General features: G+C 61.8%; 11 protein-coding genes. 7 read left to right on the top strand and 4 right to left on the bottom strand.

Annotation, left to right across the window (positions count from 1 at the left end):
- Positions 1-105 precede the first annotated feature (105 nt).
- A complete protein-coding gene (locus OCA5_RS06635; RefSeq protein ID WP_012563896.1) occupies positions 106-1,686 on the bottom strand; it encodes a winged helix-turn-helix domain-containing tetratricopeptide repeat protein in 1,581 nt (526 codons plus the stop codon).
- 191 nt (positions 1,687-1,877) lie between these two features.
- On the opposite strand from OCA5_RS06635, the gene OCA5_RS06630 reads away from it, so the two are divergent.
- The 5 genes from OCA5_RS06630 to OCA5_RS06610 all read left to right on the top strand — a co-directional run bounded on the left by OCA5_RS06630 (position 1,878) and on the right by OCA5_RS06610 (position 6,616).
- Positions 1,878-2,633: an SDR family oxidoreductase gene (locus OCA5_RS06630; protein ID WP_013912980.1), complete on the top strand. Its 756-nt coding sequence runs from the start codon at positions 1,878-1,880 to the stop codon at positions 2,631-2,633.
- Between the two features lie 72 nt (positions 2,634-2,705).
- Positions 2,706-3,656 carry a helix-turn-helix domain-containing protein gene (locus tag OCA5_RS06625; protein WP_012563898.1) on the top strand — a complete coding sequence of 317 codons (951 nt, stop codon included), beginning with the start codon at positions 2,706-2,708 and terminating at the stop codon, positions 3,654-3,656.
- Positions 3,657-3,916: 260 nt separating this feature from the next.
- Complete coding sequence (locus OCA5_RS06620; protein WP_013912979.1) at positions 3,917-4,747, top strand: alpha/beta fold hydrolase; 831 nt, start codon at positions 3,917-3,919, stop codon at positions 4,745-4,747.
- A gap of 107 nt (positions 4,748-4,854) precedes the next feature.
- Positions 4,855-6,060: an NAD(P)/FAD-dependent oxidoreductase gene (locus tag OCA5_RS06615; RefSeq protein ID WP_012563900.1), complete on the top strand. Its 1,206-nt coding sequence runs from the start codon at positions 4,855-4,857 to the stop codon at positions 6,058-6,060.
- A gap of 262 nt (positions 6,061-6,322) precedes the next feature.
- Positions 6,323-6,616, top strand: a complete 294-nt coding sequence (locus OCA5_RS06610; RefSeq protein ID WP_012563901.1) for an I78 family peptidase inhibitor — start codon at positions 6,323-6,325, stop codon at positions 6,614-6,616.
- Positions 6,617-6,670: 54 nt separating this feature from the next.
- Here OCA5_RS06610 and OCA5_RS06605 read toward each other — a convergent pair whose 3' ends face one another.
- Positions 6,671-10,426, bottom strand: coding sequence for a vitamin B12-dependent ribonucleotide reductase (locus OCA5_RS06605; RefSeq protein WP_012563902.1), 3,756 nt, complete (start codon positions 10,424-10,426; stop codon positions 6,671-6,673).
- Positions 10,427-11,150: 724 nt separating this feature from the next.
- Here OCA5_RS06605 and OCA5_RS06600 point away from each other — a divergent pair.
- Complete coding sequence (locus tag OCA5_RS06600; protein WP_012563903.1) at positions 11,151-12,368, top strand: GGDEF domain-containing protein; 1,218 nt, start codon at positions 11,151-11,153, stop codon at positions 12,366-12,368.
- Positions 12,369-12,422: 54 nt separating this feature from the next.
- Here the strand turns inward: OCA5_RS06600 and fdxH are convergent, their stop codons facing one another.
- The gene (gene fdxH, locus OCA5_RS06595) at positions 12,423-13,358 is read right to left on the bottom strand and encodes a formate dehydrogenase subunit beta (protein ID WP_012563904.1); all 936 of its coding nucleotides are present in this window, start codon (positions 13,356-13,358) and stop codon (positions 12,423-12,425) included.
- An 11-nt stretch (positions 13,359-13,369) separates the two neighbouring features.
- Positions 13,370-16,450 (bottom strand): formate dehydrogenase-N subunit alpha, encoded by a 3,081-nt coding sequence (fdnG, locus tag OCA5_RS06590; RefSeq protein ID WP_013912978.1) that lies wholly within the window; start codon positions 16,448-16,450, stop codon positions 13,370-13,372.
- Positions 16,451-16,844: 394 nt separating this feature from the next.
- On the opposite strand from fdnG, the gene OCA5_RS06580 reads away from it, so the two are divergent.
- Positions 16,845-17,147: a hypothetical protein gene (locus OCA5_RS06580; RefSeq protein WP_244396069.1), complete on the top strand. Its 303-nt coding sequence runs from the start codon at positions 16,845-16,847 to the stop codon at positions 17,145-17,147.
- Positions 17,148-17,334 lie beyond the last annotated feature (187 nt).

The raw sequence follows: 17,334 nt of genomic DNA, 5'->3' as shown, positions 1-17,334 counted from the left end.
CTCACGCCAAGAGGATTGAAACGCTTCAATCCTCCACCAGACTATACCAGAACGGGGAGAACTATTCGGTCGTTCCTGCGCCGAATTTCGGCAAGGCAAGAACGGCTACCGTTCCGGTAATCCGGCCTTGCGCAACCCTTCGGCGAACACTGCGAAATTGTCGTCCCGATTGATCGGCAGCCATTTCCTGAGATTAGTGATGCGCAATGCAGGATCGAGCTTGCGCAATTGCTCCATCGCCTGCTGTGCTTCCGCGAGCCGCCCGCTCAGCGCACGACTTGCTGCGATGATGCTTACCGTCATCAGAAAGCTCGGAAGGTCGGTATAGGAATCCTCGGCCCATGCCGTGGCCGCGTCATACCGGCCCGCGAATAGATGCGCCATCGCGATGCCGGACTTCATGCGATAGAGCTCGGGGTCGACCGGGCTGAGGCGCATCGCGTGTTCGAAATGCTCAATCGCGCTTTCGGACTCGCCGCGCCATATCCGCAGAAATCCGCCGAGAAACCATGCGGAAGCCAGATTGGGATTGAGGAAAAGAGCCCTGTCGATCAGCGCGATGCCGATATCGAAATCGCCTGCGAGATGCGCGAGCGCATGCCCGGCCCGCGTCAGTGCCAGCGCATCGTTACGGCCGAGCTCGACCGCACGGCGCGCCAGCCGCGTTCCCTCGGCGGTCTCCCTTGCCCGATCCTCCGACCAGCCGTTGACCCGGCGCCAGAAATAACACCACGCCGCCATGGCATGAGCCGCGGCAAAATCCGGATCGATATCGAAAGCCTTGTGAAACAGCGGGAGCGCCTTCTCGATAGCATCCTTGTTACCACGATGCAGATGCGCGAGCCCGCGCAGGTAGCAGTCGTAAGCATCGAGGCTGTCGGTCGGCTTGTGCTTGGCGCGCTCGATCTCGGCCAACTCCACCTGCGGCGCGATGGCGCCGACCACGCTGGTGGCGATACGATCCTGCAGCTCAAAGATGTCGCCGGAGGCGCCTTCGAAGCGATCGGCCCATAAATGCGCGCCGGTACATACGTCAATGAGCTGACCGGTGATGCGGATGCGATCCGCCGCTTTGCGCACGCTGCCCTCCAGGAGATACCCGACACCGAGCGCGCGCCCGATCTCGCGCGCATCCATGGCGTGGCTCTGATAGGCGAAGCTCGAATTACGGGCGATGACGAACAGCCAGCGCAGGCGCGACAACCCGGTGATGATGTCTTCCACCATACCGTCGGCGAAATACGCCTGCTCGGGATCGCCGCTCAGATTCTGAAACGGCAGCACGGCAATCGACGGCCGATGCGCCTGCCCCTGCGCGGGCTGCGGCGTGGCACGTGAAGGCTTCTTCTCCACTGCCGCTGACTCAGCCGCATAAGCCATCTCCGTAACGTCACCGACAAAACGAAAGCCTTTTCGCGCAATGGTGCGGACGAGAGCCTGCTCGCCGCCGCTGTCGCCGATCGCCTTGCGGACGGCGTTGATGTGACTCGTCAACGTCGATTCGGAAACGATGCGCTTGCCCCACACCGCGTCCAGAAGGTCGCTCTTGCTGACGACGCGCTCGCGGTTCTCGACGAGATAGGCCAGCAGATCGAAGGCTCGCGGCGCGATGGAGACCTGATCCGCCCCACGCGTCAGCTCGCGCCGCTCAAGATCGAGCATGCAGTCGCTGAACTGAAATCGCATAGAAGCCCCCGGCCGCCGACTGATCGCCCGATCAAGGCTCCGCAACCGAATGGCGGGCGGTCCACGGTCCTTTGGACGAAAAGGCAAGGAAAATCCAAGAATATCTCAAGGCGCCCGCAAAGTCTCGGGGCGATTTTAAGCACATTGTCTTCTCCGAAAATGCCGGCCCGGTTCAGGGCAAGGAGTTGGACATGAAGATTGTTGTGATCGGAGGCAGCGGCCTCATCGGCAAGACGCTCGTCAGCACGCTGCGTGAGAAAGGGCACGAGGCGCTTGCCGCCTCGCCGCGCACCGGCGTCAACGCAGTGACGCGCGAAGGCCTTGCGGAAGCCTTGTCTGGCGCGCAGGTCGTCGTCGATGTCGCCAATTCGCCCTCGTTCGAGGAGCGGGCGGTTCTGGAGTTCTTCGAAACGTCGAGCCGCAATCTGCTGGCGGCCGGGATCGCCGCCGGGGTTACGCACCATGTCATTCTGTCGGTGGTCGGCGCGCAGCGCGTACACGACAGCGGCTATCTTCGCGCCAAGGCCGTCCAGGAAAAACTGGTCAAATTGTCGGGACTTCCTTTCACCATCCTTCAGGCAACGCAATTCTTTGAATTCGTCGATGCCATCATCGAGGCAGGCACGGAGAATGACGTTGCGCGACTGTCGCCGGCGCTGATGCAGCCGATCGCAGCCCGCGAAGTCGCAAATGCGCTGGCGGAGATCGCGCTCAACAAACCTTTGAACAGCACGGTCGAGATCGCAGGCCCCGAGCCGATCCCACTCGATGCGCTCGCGCGGCAATATCTCGCTGCCAAAGGCGATCCGCGCGCGGTGATCGCCGACGTCCACGCAAAATATTTTGGCGCCCAGATCGACGATACATCGCTGACGCCGGGCGCTGCGCCTCGTCTGGGAACGATGCATTTTCAGGACTGGCTCGACCACGAATTTGGCCGGCGCTAGCGCCGAGACAATGCCGGATCACCGAGGGACCGGAGATCCGTTGTGTTCGGATAAGCACGAGGGGCTGCATCCATGAACAAACCGAAGTCACCCGAGCCGCCCATGCGCGGAGAGCCACCAGCGCCCGAAGCCGACGGACACGACGCGCGGTCATCCGAGCGGCGCTCCGCAAATGCGGAGATGACGCGCGTTCTCGGCGTCAAGCCGCTCCATATCGCAACCGATTCCGAAGGCACCATCGTGCACTGGAATCACGGTGCGCTGCACGATGTAGTCGAGCCGATGGCCGATCATGTCGTCATGACCTACATGAGCACCATGCAGCGGCTGGAGCGGCGCGCCGGCAAATCGCTCGCGACCGGAACGGCACGCACCGGCGTCGTCACCATCATCCCGGCAGGCTCCACCTCCCGATGGGATATCTCGGGTAACGTCAACGTCGTCCAGCTTCACCTCCCTCATGAGACACTCGCGCGCGTTGCGGCTGAAGCCGACCGGGGCGGCCTGATCGATCTTGCGGAGCGAACCGGGCATCCCGACCCGACCACCTCGCGCCTTCTGATGAGCGCAGCGGATTCTCTGGACGGCAGCGACGTGCTGGACAATCTGTTTCGGCAGCAGCTGATCGATCTTCTGGCGACGCGCCTTCTCGTCGCGCATATCGGCAGCCAAACATCTCCTCAGTCGATCGTCGGCGGTTTGTCTCCTACTGTGTTGCGCCGCGCGATCGAGCGCATGCGCTCAGATACCGATGCGGATATTTCGCTCGCAGCCCTCGCCGCGGATGCGGGGCTGTCGCGATTTCATTTCTGCCGGGCCTTCAAGGAAAGCACGGGCCTGTCGCCGCATAACTGGCTGCGCCGCTACCGGCTCGAGCAAGCCATGACCATGCTGCGCGACCCCGGCATCTCGGTCGCCTCCGTTGCGGCGGAGCTCGGCTATTCCTCGCAGACGGCGTTCGCGGCAGCCTTCCGGCGGCTGACCGGAGATACGCCGAGCGATTGGCGCAAGCGGCCGCGTTAGCAGCAATCGCGCTGCAACCACCGCAACCGCTCTGGCGCAGCCAAAGGGCCGGTTCGCTAAATCATCGTTGTCCTCACGTCATCGACCAACGGAGACAACGAATGACCTGGAACCACTCCCTCAGCCAGCTCGGGCGGATCACGCGCCGGAACGCGCTGGCGACCGCGTTCCTTTACGCCATGTCCGCAAACATCCGTTTCTCCTCGGCCGCGGGCGACGACAGGAAAGTCCCCTCACACCTCGCTCAAGGAATTGATCCCATGACCACTGTCACCACCAAGGACGGCGTCAAGATTTTCTACAAGGACTGGGGCCCGAAGACGGCACAGCCGATTGTCTTTCATCACGGCTGGCCGCTGTCCTCCGATGACTGGGAAGCGCAGATGCTGTTCTTCCTCGGCAAGGGCTATCGCGTCATTGCGCACGATCGCCGCGGGCACGGCCGCTCGAGCCAGGTCGCCGAAGGCCACGACATGGACCATTACGCCGCCGATGTCGCGGCGCTGGTCGAGCACCTCAATCTGCGCAACGCCATCCACGTCGGCCACTCCACGGGTGGCGGCGAGGCCACACGATATGTCGCGCGCTACGGCGACGGCCGTGTCACCAAGCTCGTATTGATCGGCTCGGTCACGCCGGTGATGCTGAAAACCGCAGCAAATCCCGGCGGACTTCCGATCGACGTATTCGATCAATTGCGCAAGAGCCTCGCCAGCAACCGCTCGAACTTCTATTTCGATTTCGCGAGCGGCCCGTTCTATGGCTATAACCGCCCGAACGCCAAGCCCTCGCAGGCGATCATCTGGAACTGGTGGCGCCAGGGCATGATGGGCAGCGCCAAGGCGCATTACGACTGCATCAAGGCGTTTTCAGAAACCGACTTCAGTGACGACCTCAAGAACATCGGCGTGCCGACACTGGTGATGCACGGCGACGACGATCAGATCGTACCGATCGCGGATTCCGCGCCGCTGGCCGCAAAGCTTCTCAAGAAAAGTACGCTGAAGATCTACGAGAAGCTGCCGCACGGCATGTGCACGACACATGCGGACACCGTCAACGCCGAACTGCTCGCTTTCATCACGGCCTGATCGCTTCACCACGCCTGCGGCCGCCTCCGATGTAACGGACGTCCCCTGATCGGGGCGGGGGCAGGCTGTTGCAAATTTCCAAGAGACAAAACCACGGAGTATATCCAATGCGAATCGTCATTATCGGAGCCGGCTTCGCCGGCATGTACGCCGCCCTTTCCGCCGCCCGCCTGCGCGACATCGAAGGCGTCTCACCCGCAGGTCTTGAGATCATGCTGGTCGCGCCGGAGCCGACGCTCGTGATCCGCCCTCGGCTTTACGAGCAGAATCCGGAAACGCTGACCGCGCCGCTGCAGGATGTCCTCGCTGCCATCAACGTCGTCTACGTTCAGGGCCGCGCCGAGGCAATCGATCCGGCATCGCACACGGTCGAAGTTGCAACCACGAACGGAGCGAATAAATCGCTCTCCTATGATCGCCTGGTGGTGGCATCCGGCAGCCAGTTATTTCGCCCGAACATTCCCGGCCTCGCCGAGCACGCCTTCAGCGTCGATCAACTGGACGATGCGATTGCGCTCGACCGGCATCTGAAAATCCTTGCTGGTCGCCCGGCCTCGCCAGCCCGCGATACGGTTGTCGTGGTGGGTGCGGGCTTCACCGGCATCGAGGCGGCAACGGAAATCCCGGCGCGGCTGCACACCATCTTCGGCGCCAAGGCGAACCCTCGCGTCATCATCATCGATCGCAATGAAGCGGTGGTTCCTGACATGGGCAGCGGTCCGCGCCCGATCGTCGAAGATGCGCTCCGCAAGCTCGGCATCGAGACGCGCCTCGGTGCAGGCGTCGCTTCGCTCGATACATCGGGCATCACGCTCTCTAGCGGCGAGCACATCGAGACCGCCACGGTGATCTGGGCGGCGGGCATTCGTGCCAATCCGCTTACCGCGCAGATTCCCGTCGAGCGCGACAATTTCGGCCGCCTGATCGTCGACCGCGATTTGCGTGTGCCGGGCGTAGCCGACGTGTTCGCCACCGGCGACGCGGCCAAGGCAGCCTGCGACGACGCCGGCAACTTCGCGCTGATGTCGTGCCAGCACGCCACGCGGATGGGCGCGTTCGCCGGCAACAACGCAGCCGCCGAACTGCTCGGCGTGCCGACGCGGCCCTATCACCAGGAGGCGTACGTCACCTGCCTCGATCTCGGTGAAGCCGGCGCCCTCTTCACTCGCGGCTGGGACCACAAGGTGGAAATGGTCGGCGATGGGGCCAAGAAGACCAAGCAGGAGATCAACACGGTCTGGATCTATCCGCCGCGTGCCGAACGCGCTGCCGCTCTCGCCTCGGCCAATCCGGAGCGCGTCACCGATCTCTGACGCGCTACCGCAGAATCCGGACGTCTTCGTGCACGCGCTTCGAGGATGAGTTTCCTCGCACCCTGTCCCTGATGCGAGGTGATGCGGCCAGGTCTCCCTCGTCCCGCCTGGCTCGCAATGGCGGCCGGTCTTTCCCTCGGGATCGGCCGCCAGCTTTTTCAGGTTCTGATCTGTATCTCGCTCTCGATGCTGCGCGGCGCACGGCGGGCGCTCCCGGCGCCTCAAGCATGCTACACTTACGGGTCCCATTGGAGCTCACATCATGATGCACGCACGTTATCTTGCCGGTTTGGCAGCCGCCCTCATCATCGCTGCGACCTGCCACACGGAGGCGCAGGCCGCGGGCGTTCGCGTCGGCATTTGCAAGACGAGCGCGGCCGCAGCTTTGACAGGCAAGAACAGGATTTCGGACCGCCGGGCGAAACGGCTGACCGGCGCCACCATCGTCCGCCAGATCAGGCCCGGTCAGGGCGTCACGATGGATTACAGGCGGGAGCGCGTCACGATCGAGACCAATCCCAGGACAGGAAAAATCGTTCGCGCGTTTTGCGGTTAACGGCAACGCTGCGCTGCCCAATTGAAACCGGACAGCGCAGCCGCCTCAGAACTGTTAGCTGCAGCCTGTGGTCGCACCGCAGGTATCGCACTTCATGCAAGTGCCGTTGCGTACCAGCGTGAAGTTGGAGCATTCCGAGCACATGTCGCCTTCATAGCCGCGCGCCCGTGCTTCCGCGCGGCGCTCGGCCTTGGAGAGCGTTGCCGGTGCCGGTGCAGTCACCTGCGCGGTGCCCGCCCTGCTCCACTGCTCCGCCTCGAGCTTCTCCGTCGGCGAGAGCGCGCGCTCCGGTTCCGCGGTCTTCAGCGCGGCAGCGCCACTCTCAGCGGCACCTGATGTTGTTGCAGTGACGCGCGATCCGCCCACCGGCGCACTGTCATTGTGCGCGGTGACGGCCGCACTTGCGCCGCCCTGCATCACCACGAGATTGTCGGAGCGTGAGCGTGTGAGACCACGCGAGAGATACTTGCTCGGGCCGGTTGGGCCCTGCGCCTTGCCCTCGTTCACGCCCTTGCCGAGCGAGTCGAAACTGGTTTCGCTCGGGTCGACATGGGCGAGGTCATAGCGCGACAGGTAGCTCACCGCGAGTTCGCGGAACACGTAGTCCAGGATCGAGGTCGCGTACTTGATGGAGTCGTTGCCCTGCACCGGACCCGCGGGCTCGAAGCGGGTGAAGGTGAACGCATCAACGTATTCCTCAAGCGGCACGCCGTATTGCAGGCCGAGCGACACCGCGATAGCGAAGTTGTTGATGAAGGAGCGGAGCGCCGCGCCTTCCTTGTGCATGTCGACGAAGATTTCGCCGAGGCGGCCGTCATCGTATTCACCGGTGCGCACATAGACCTTGTGCCCGCCGACGATCGCCTTCTGGGTGTACCCCTTGCGGCGATCCGGCATCCGCTCGCGCTCGCGCGAGACATGTTCGACCACACGCTCGACGATCTTCTCGACAACCTGCGTGGCACGCGCGGCCATCGGCTTGTCGTGGAACGCCTCGATGGCATCGTCCTCATCATCCTCGTCGGCGATGAGCTGCGAGTTCAGCGGCTGCGACAGTTTCGAGCCGTCGCGATAAAGCGCGTTCGCCTTCAGTGCGAGCTTCCACGACAAGAGATAAGCGTTCTTGCAATCCTCCACCGTGGCGTCGTTCGGCATGTTGATGGTCTTGGAGATCGCACCCGAAATGAAGGGCTGCGATGCCGCCATCATGCGGATGTGGCTCTCGACGGACAGATAGCGCTTGCCGATCTTGCCGCAGGGATTGGCGCAGTCGAACACGGCGTAGTGCTCGTCCTTCAGGTGCGGCGCACCTTCCACCGTCATCGCACCGCAGATGTGGACGTTCGCGGCTTCGATGTCACGCTTGGAGAAGCCGAGCGCCACGAGCAGGTCGAAGCCCGGTGCGTTCATCACCTCAGGCGCGATGTTGAGGCTGTTGCGGATGAAGTCCTCGCCCAGCGTCCACTTGTTGAACACGAATTTGACGTCGAAGGCAGTCGGCAACGCCTTCTCGACCTTCGCCAGCGCTTCATCGGTGAAACCCTTGGCCTTCAGCGTGGAGGCGTTGATGCCGGGCGCGTTCGACAGCGAGCCGTGGCCCACCGCGTAAGCCTCGATCTCGGCGATTTCGCTTTCGCGGTAGCCGAGCGCACGCAACGCTTCCGGCACGGCGCGGTTGATGATCTTCCAGTAGCCGCCACCGGCGAGCTTCTTGAACTTCACCAGCGCGAAGTCGGGCTCGATGCCGGTGGTGTCGCAATCCATCACCAGGCCGATGGTGCCGGTCGGCGCCACCACCGTGGTCTGGGCATTGCGATAGCCGTTGGTCTCGCCGAGTTCGAGCGCACGGTCCCACACCGCCTTGGCATGCTCGACGATGTCGGCCTGCGGGCAAGAGGCGTGATCGAGCGGCACCGGATCGACGGCGAGCGCCTCGTAGCCGACCGCAACACCATGCGCGGCGCGACGATGGTTGCGGATCACGCGCAGCACGTGCTTCGCGTTCTTCTTGTAACCCGGGAAAGTGCCGAGCTCGGCCGCCATCTCCGCCGATGTCGCATAGGCGGTGCCGGTCATGATCGCAGAGAGGGCACCGCACAGCGCACGGCCTTCCTTGGAGTCATAGGGCAGACCCATGGTCATCAGCAGGCCGCCGATATTGGCGTAGCCGAGGCCAAGCGTACGGAATTCGTAAGACAGCTCCGCAATCGCCTTCGACGGGAATTGCGCCATCATGACGGAGATTTCGAGCACGATGGTCCACAGCCGGCACAGATGCTCATAGGCATCCGTATCGAACCGGCGGGTGTGCGGATCGTAAAACGTCAGAAGATTGGCGGAGGCGAGATTGCACGCCGTGTCGTCGAGGAACATGTATTCCGAGCACGGGTTCGACGCACGAATGTCGCCGCTGGCTTTACAGGTGTGCCAGTCGTTCATCGTGGTGTTGAAGTGCAGGCCCGGATCGGCGGACGCCCAGGCGGCGTAGCCGATCTTCTCCCACAAATCGCGCGCACGCAGCGTCTTCCTCACCTTGCCGTCGGTGCGGCCTACCAGATTCCATTCACCATCTGTCTCGACCGCGCGCAGGAAATCATCCTTCAGCGAGACGGAGTTGTTGGAGTTCTGGCCGGAGACGGTCAGATACGCTTCCGAATCCCAGTCGGTGTCGAAGGTGTCGAACTGAATATCGGTGTAGCCCTGCCGCGCGAACTGGATCACGCGCTTGATCATGTTATCGGTGACGAGGGCGCGGCGGGCGAGCTTGATCTCGCGTTTCAGCGCCGGGTTCTTCTCCGGATCGAAGCAGTCGTCGCCTGAACCTTCGCAGTTCACGCAGGCCTTCATGATGGCCTTGAGGTGCTTCTGGTTGATCTTGGAGCCGGTGACGAGCGCCGCGACCTTCTGCTCCTCGCGCACCTTCCAGTCGATATAGGTTTCGATATCCGGATGGTCGGCATCGACCACGACCATTTTCGCCGCGCGGCGCGTGGTGCCACCCGACTTGATCGCGCCCGCCGCGCGGTCGCCGATCTTGAGGAAGCTCATCAGGCCCGAGGAGCGGCCGCCACCCGACAGCTTCTCGCCCTCACCGCGCAGCCGCGAGAAGTTCGAGCCGGTGCCAGAGCCGTATTTGAACAGGCGCGCCTCGCGCACCCACAGGTCCATGATGCCGCCCTCGTTGACGAGGTCGTCCTCGATGCCCTGGATGAAACAGGCGTGCGGCTGCGGATGTTCGTAGGAAGATTTCGACTTGGTGAGCTTGCCGGTCTTCCAGTCGACATAATAATGGCCCTGCCCTGGACCATCGATACCGTAAGCCCAGTGCAGACCGGTGTTGAACCATTGCGGCGAGTTCGGCGCGACCATCTGCTGCGCCAGCATGTAGCGCAGTTCGTCATGGAAGGCGCGGGCGTCGTCCTCCGAGGTGAAGTAGCCGCCCTTCCAGCCCCAATAGGTCCAGCAGCCGGCGAGCCGGTCGAACACCTGCTTCGAGGACTGCTCGCCGCCGAACCGTTCGGCCTCGGGCAGCGCCGCGAGCGCCTCGGTGTCCGGCACCGAGCGCCACAGCCAGGACGGGACGGTCTCCTCCTCGACCTTCTTCAGACGCGCGGCCACGCCCGCCTTGCGGAAATACTTCTGCGCCAGCACATCGGAGGCGACCTGCGACCAGAACTCCGGCACCTCGACATTATCGAGCTTGAACACCACGGAGCCGTCGGGATTGCGAATCTCGCTCGTCGTCAGCCGAAACGAAATGGCGGCGTAGGGTGGCTGATCGACCTTGGTGTAGCGGCGTTGAATTCGCATTGTATGCCCCGTCTATGCGCCCCAGCACCCGCATGACGCGGCGCCGGGAATTTCAATCTGCGGATATTTCCGATCCGCCGTTCGACCGTTTCCACTCGGATTTGAGGGCCGGCCTGTTAACTCCGGGAAGCATCAAGGGGTTCTTGTGATCCCGCCCGCCTCCGACGCTTTACCCCTCGTCACCCACGCGCACACCGCGGGGATGACGCCCCCAAAACCGCGGACAAATCCGCCTCCGCCGTCTCTATAGAGAGATGCGGATGTGCCTTTTGACCATTGTCAGAGACGCCCGGTGCGCTCACACGATACTTGGCCCGGACAGCTCAAACGCTAGGACGACTCGGCAACGCCCGTCAATCATTAGTATTCAATGTTAAATTAAATACTAAATATGGTGTAGATTACCGGCAACATCCCGCCCGCCAAAACCAGCGGCTTCCTAGGAAATGTGGGGAAATCCGCCTCCGCTTCCAAGGCAAAAATCGCCTTTCAACAGGTTCCCACATGCAGAAATCCGGGAGGGGTCGGGTCGCGAGAAACGCCCGGTTCTGCCTGCGGATCAGACGATGCCCTGCCGGATCGCCCAGAGATTGCGAGCGACGCACCCGCCTCTCCGCGAATCCGTAACAGTCTGTTCAGTATCGGCCTGAACGGTCGATTCAAGGATGATGGGCTATAGCTTGGCGGAGATTCGCACTGCCGGAACGAGAAGGCCTCGGGGGTAATGGAAGCAGGCACGGTCTTTACGACCATCTCTTTGATAATGATCGCCAATGCCTGCGTCCTGAGCGTGGTCTCTCGCGACCTGCCGCACACGCTGCGCCCGGCCGCGCGATCCTGGCAGATCGGCACCGTCCTCATCGCGGGCGGCTGCGCCGTGTTTGCATTCGGCAGTTCCTGGCCTCGCCCTGCCATGCTTGTCGGTGCCAACGGCCCGATGGCTCTCGGCCTCACCGTCTATTATGCGGCGATTCAGCAATTCTATAACATCCGTCCCAAAGCGTGGCAGTTCATACCGGCCGTCATCGCGACGCTCGGCGTTCTCTGGTTCTCTCTCGTCACGCCCAGCTTTCAAACCCGGGTGGTGATCGTTTCGATCGTCTGGGTTTGGCTGATGGGCGCCAGCATCTGGACGCTGCTGTTCAAATCGGCCGGAGACACATCACTCAGCCGCAAGATCCTGATCGGCCTCATCGGGGTCGGACTGGTCTTCTCCTCTGCGCGAGTGATCGCCTACCTGCTCATGGGCGTCAGCAGCAACTTTGCCGTGGAAAGCGGCGCGAACTGGCTGAACATTCTATCGCCAATGGTGCTGACGGTTCTGCCCGTCGTCGGGACCACCGCCTTCCTCCTGATGTGTTCGGACAATCTGAGGCGCCGGCTCGAAGTCGTTGCCTCGACCGACTATCTCACCAGCCTGCCAAATCGCCGGATGCTGGCGCGCGCCGGTGAGAAGAGATTCAGGGACGCCAAGGTCCGCCATTCCGGCTTTGCCGTTGCCGTGATCGACATCGATAACTTCAAGACTGTGAACGACACCCACGGCCACGACGTGGGTGATCAGGTGCTCGTCACGGTCGCCAGCCTCCTGCGGGAACACAGCCGGAAGGAGGATATGGTCGCGCGCAGTGGCGGCGAGGAATTCACCGTCCTGCTCAATGTCGAGCATCACACCACGGCAGTTGAGGCCATCGAGCGGATGCGCCTTGCCGTGGAGCAAGCACGGTTCGTGACGGGAGCGGTGCGGATACGCGTCACCATCTCGGCGGGCGTCGCGGCCTACCTCCCCACCGACAACACGTTTGAAGAAATCTTTCGGCGTGCCGATCAGGCTTTGTACAGCGCCAAGGCGGCCGGGCGAAATCGTGTCGAGAATGCTACCGTCCCCCACATCGGCGGGCAGAGCATTCCGATGGCGCCGAACTTGGCGGACGCCAAATAGCAGACGACCGCACGCGAAAGAAACGGAGCGGCCTCACACGCGGTCGCTCTCGCCTCACTCCGTCAAACGCTCCGCGCTCTTCTCGTCTTCTTCCGAAACCGTATTCGGGCCTTCCACCACATAGTGAAGAGCACCAAGCGCAGCCGCTACACCCATGACGGCCAATCCGGCATATTTGGTTGCGCCCTTCCAGATTTCGACGATCGGACTGATGGTCGGGTCTTTCGGAAGGTTGGCGTAAATCTGCGGCTTGTCCGCGTGATGCAGAACATACATCACATGGGTGCCGCCGACGCCCGGCGGATCGTAAAGGCCTGCATTGGTGTAGCCACGCGATTTCAGATCCTTGATGCGATCCTCGGCGTGCCGCTGCATTTCTTCCTTGGTGCCGAACACAATCGCATGCGTCGGGCAGGCTTTGGCACAGGCCGGCCCCTGACCGACGGCAAGGCGATCGGAGCACAGCGTGCATTTGTAAACCGTATGATCGGTCTGGGAGATGCGCGGGATGTTGAACGGGCATCCCTTGATGCAATAGCCGCACCCGATGCAGTTCTCGTGCACGAAGTCGACGATGCCGTTGGAATACTGCACGATAGCGCCGGGCGCCGGACACGCCTTCAGGCAACCGGGGTCCTCGCAATGCATGCAGCCGTCCTTGCGGATCAGCCATTCCAGGTTCTCGGTCTCGGGATTGACCCACTCCGTGAACCGCATCAGCGTGAACATCTGCGGCGTGAGATCTTCCGGATTGTCGTAGACACCCCGGTTCTCTCCCACGGGCTGCCGCACGTCGTTCCACTCAAGACATGCCGCCTGACATGCCTTGCAGCCAATGCATTTCGACACATCGATGAGCTTGGCCACCTTCGTCAGTTGACGCTCCGGCTTCGGCACCGATGACGCCGAGCGGCGAACGAGATCCTGCTGACCGAAGGTCACGGCAGGATTGCTGGTATTGGGATTCGGCAGTTCGAATTCAAAGGCCATGGCTCTCTCCTTTAAGCCACCGGCCCGGAGATGGGCTCGATATTGACAAGGAACGCCTTGAACTCCGGCGTTTCGATATTGGCATCACCGACGAAGGGAGACAGCGAGTTCGGGCCAAAACCTTTCTTCGCCGCGCCCATGAAGCCCCAATGCAGCGGAATGCCGACGACGTGCACGGCCTTGCCGTCACACATCAACGGCGCGATCCGCTTGGTCACCACGGCTTTCGCTTTGATGGAGCCACGTTTCGACCAGACCCGAACCCAGCCACCCAGCTTGATGTTCCGCTCCTTCGCAAGCTGCTCGGAAATCTCAACGAAGAATTCCGGCTGGAGCGACGCATTGATCTGCGCGTGCTTGGTCCAGTAATGGAAGTGCTCGGTGAGGCGATACGACGTTGCGGCGTAAGGAAACTCCTCCGCATCGCCGAACTGCTTCAGATCGGCCTCGAACACCCGGGCGACCGGATTGCCGCGAATGCGCGGCGCCACCACGTTGACGACCGGCGATTCAAACGGCTCGTAATGTGCCGGGAACGGCCCGTCGCGCATCATGCCGCGTGTAAACAGACGCGCGGTACCTTCCGGATTCATGATGAAAGGCTGCACCTCGCCCGGCTTGGCGTTCGGCGCGATGTCCGGCACGTCGTAACCGGCCCATTTGGCACCATCCCACCACAACAGCTTGCGGCTCGGATCCCACGGGTTGCCATTCATATCCGCCGACGCACGGTTATAGAGAATGCGGCGGTTGGCGGGCCACGAGAACGCCCATTTCGAGAACGTGCCCGTATCGTCGGGATCGCTATTGTCCCGCCGCGCCATCTGGTTGCCGGCCTCGGTGTAGGAGCCGGTGAAGATCCAGCACCCGGCCGCCGTCGTGCCGTCATCGCGCAACGCGCCGAACGTCGCGACTTGCTTGCCCTTCTGCAGGAGCGTTTTCGACGAATCGTTCGGGTCCGGCACATCGGCAAGCACATAGCCGTTGGCCTCTTTCGCGATCTCGTCGGGTCGCGGATAGTTCGGGTCTTCATAGTTCCAGACGAGATTTTTGATCGGGTCCGGAAATGCGCCACCTTCCTTCTCGTAGAGGGCTTTCATGCGCTGGTGAATCTGCGCCATGATCCAGATATCGTGCTTGGCTTCGCCGGGAGGGCTCCCGCCCGGCCAGTGCCATTGCAGCCAGCGGCCGGAATTGACCAGCGAGCCCTCGTCCTCGGCGAAGCAGGTCGTCGGAAGCTCGATCACTTCGGTCTGGATACCGGCTGGATCGACATCGTTATGCTCGCCGTGGTTCTGCCAGAAATGCGCGGTCTCCGTCTGCAACGGGTCCATCACCACGAGGAACTTGAGCTTCGACAGTGCCTCGGTGACTTTTCCTCGGTTCGACAGCGCCAACAGCGGGTTGAAGCCCTGGCAGACATAACCGTTGACCTTGCCCTCGTGCATCAGATCGAAGATGCGCAGCATGTCGTAACCGGGCACGTCGAGCTTGGGCAGGTAATCGTAGGCCCAGTCGTTCTGCGCGGTCGCGGCGCTTCCCCACATGAACTTCTGAAAGCTGACGAAGAACTTCTTGTAGTTCTGCCAGTAGCTCATCTGGCCTGGCCGTAGCGGTTTGAACTGACGCGTCGAGATATAATTGTCGAACGTCGCTTCCTTCTCGAGCGGAATCGTCAGGTATCCGGGGATCAGATTCGACATTAGTCCGAGGTCGGTCAGGCCCTGAATGTTGGAATGGCCGCGCAGCGCGTTCATGCCGCCACCCCGGACGCCGATATTGCCGAGGACGAGTTGCAACATCGCCATCGCGCGAATGTTTTGCGCGCCCTTGGAATGCTGGGTCCAGCCGAGCGCATACATCGAGGTCATCGTCTTTGTCTTTGACGAGCACTCGGAAACCATTTCCGCTACTTTGAGGAATTTCGCTTTCGGCGTACCGCAGATGCGCTCCACCATCTCCGGCGTATAGATCGAAACGTGCTTCTTCAGCAGGCTCCAGACGCACCTCGGATGTTCGAGGGTGTCATCCGCCTGCACATAACCATCGGCGCCGAGTTCGTAATCCCAGCTCTCCCGGTTGTAATCACGCTTGATCTCGTCGTAGCCGGTGAACAGGCCATCCTTGTAATCAAAGCCTTCCTTGATCACGTAAGGCGCGTTGGTGAACGCCTTCACATAATCCCACTGCACCTTGTCATGCGAGATGCAGTAGTTGATGAGACCAAGCAGGAAGGCGATATCGGTGCCTTGCCGGATAGGCGCATATAGGTCCGACACGGAAGCCGAGCGTGTATAGCGCGGATCGACGACAATCAGGCGGGCGCCTCTGTTGGCTTTCGCCTCTGTCACCCATTTGAATCCGCACGGGTGCGCCTCCGCGGCATTGCCGCCCATGATCACCACGAGATCCGTGTTCTTGATATCCGTCCACGAATTCGTCATTGCACCGCGACCGAATGTTGGGGCCAGACTGGCCACCGTCGGTCCGTGTCAGACGCGTGCTTGGTTATCGAAGGCCAGGATTCCCGCGCTGCGCACCACCTTGTAGGTGAGAAGTGCCGTTTCGTTGGTGGTCGCGGACGCAGCAAGAAAGCCCGTGCTCAGCCACCGGTTGACCGTCTCGCCCTTGCTGTTCTTGGCAATGAAATTCTGGTCGCGATCGTCCTTCAGCAACCGCGCGATGCGGTCCAGCGCAAAGTCCCAGGAGACGCGCTCGAACTTGTCGGAGCCCGGCTTCCTGAGCCGGGGATACAGCGTGCGGGTTTTCGCATGCACCATATCGAGCAGCGCTGCGCCCTTCGGGCACAGCGTACCGCGATTGGTCGGATGGTCGACGTCACCCTCGATATGGACGATCTCGGCCTTCTCGCCCTTCGTCAGATCACCCTTGGAATAGATGATGATGCCGCAGGCGACCGAACAATAGGTGCAGGTATTACGGACCTCTCTTGTGCCCGTGAGCTTGAAATGCCTTATCGCAGCCGCATGCGCGACTTCTACCTCGCCAAATCCAAGCGCGCCGATCGCGGTGATCGCGACACCACCACCGGCACCTTTGATAAATTGGCGGCGTGAGAGCTCCATGTTCATGACGGCTATCCCTCCGGGTCTTCATATAAGACCTCGATACAGCCCACCCCCGCAGATGCCCCAACACAGGAATACGAGCAATCCATGAACCCGCGACGACACCCCCCGGTTTCAAACCAACGAATAACATCACCGTGATTTCGGGCACGTAATCGTCGATACGATATTTTTCCGAATCCTGCTGTTTGCCAATTTTCAAGCATCTTTCGAGCATACGGCGTCAAACCGAGGCCGGCTTAAAGCGACGCTTGGATTGTCGCAGACGCCTGCGCCACTTCGGCGCATGCTCCTCGCAACCATCTTGCGCAACTCCGCACGGGCCGTTGAGCCGCAGTTGCGTCAGGAACGATCCGCGGCACCGGATCGTTCTGCCTGTTTCCGACAGGAGGCTTCGATGAGAACACGTAGCACTCTCACCTGGGCGAGCGCCCTGCTGCTGATGTGTGGGGTGGCTGCCTACGCGCAGACCGAGAGTTCTACGCCCGAGCGCAAAGGCAACACCGGCTGGACCGGAGGTGCGCAGGATCAGCCGAGCCAAACCGGCGAAACCGGCAAAACAACCGGCCAGAATCCGCAAGGCTCGACGGCGCAGTCTCCGGCTGATGGCGAGGCCGCGAGCAAGCAGCCGCTAACGGCAACCGGTTCCGACCTCAAGGGCGCGCCCCAGCGTTTCCCACCCAACAAAACGCCGGAATGACGCCGCTCCGCTGAAAAACGGGCCGAAGCCGAACGAGCGATCTCCGGAACGCGCTTCAAAGCCCGCCGTTGCCATGCGCTCAATTTTACAAAGGGAGCCGGCAATGAAAAACTTACTGATCGCAGCGGCGATGGTGTCGATGATGTCGGGAGCCGCTTTCGCTCAAGCTGGAACGCCGCAGGGCGAT

Origin of the sequence: Afipia carboxidovorans OM5 (genome assembly GCF_000218565.1) — a bacterium.
Lineage (GTDB): Bacteria > Pseudomonadota > Alphaproteobacteria > Rhizobiales > Xanthobacteraceae > Afipia > Afipia carboxidovorans.
The sequence above is the reverse complement of the archived record's forward strand: the minus strand, read 5'-3'. Positions and strand labels throughout refer to the sequence as shown.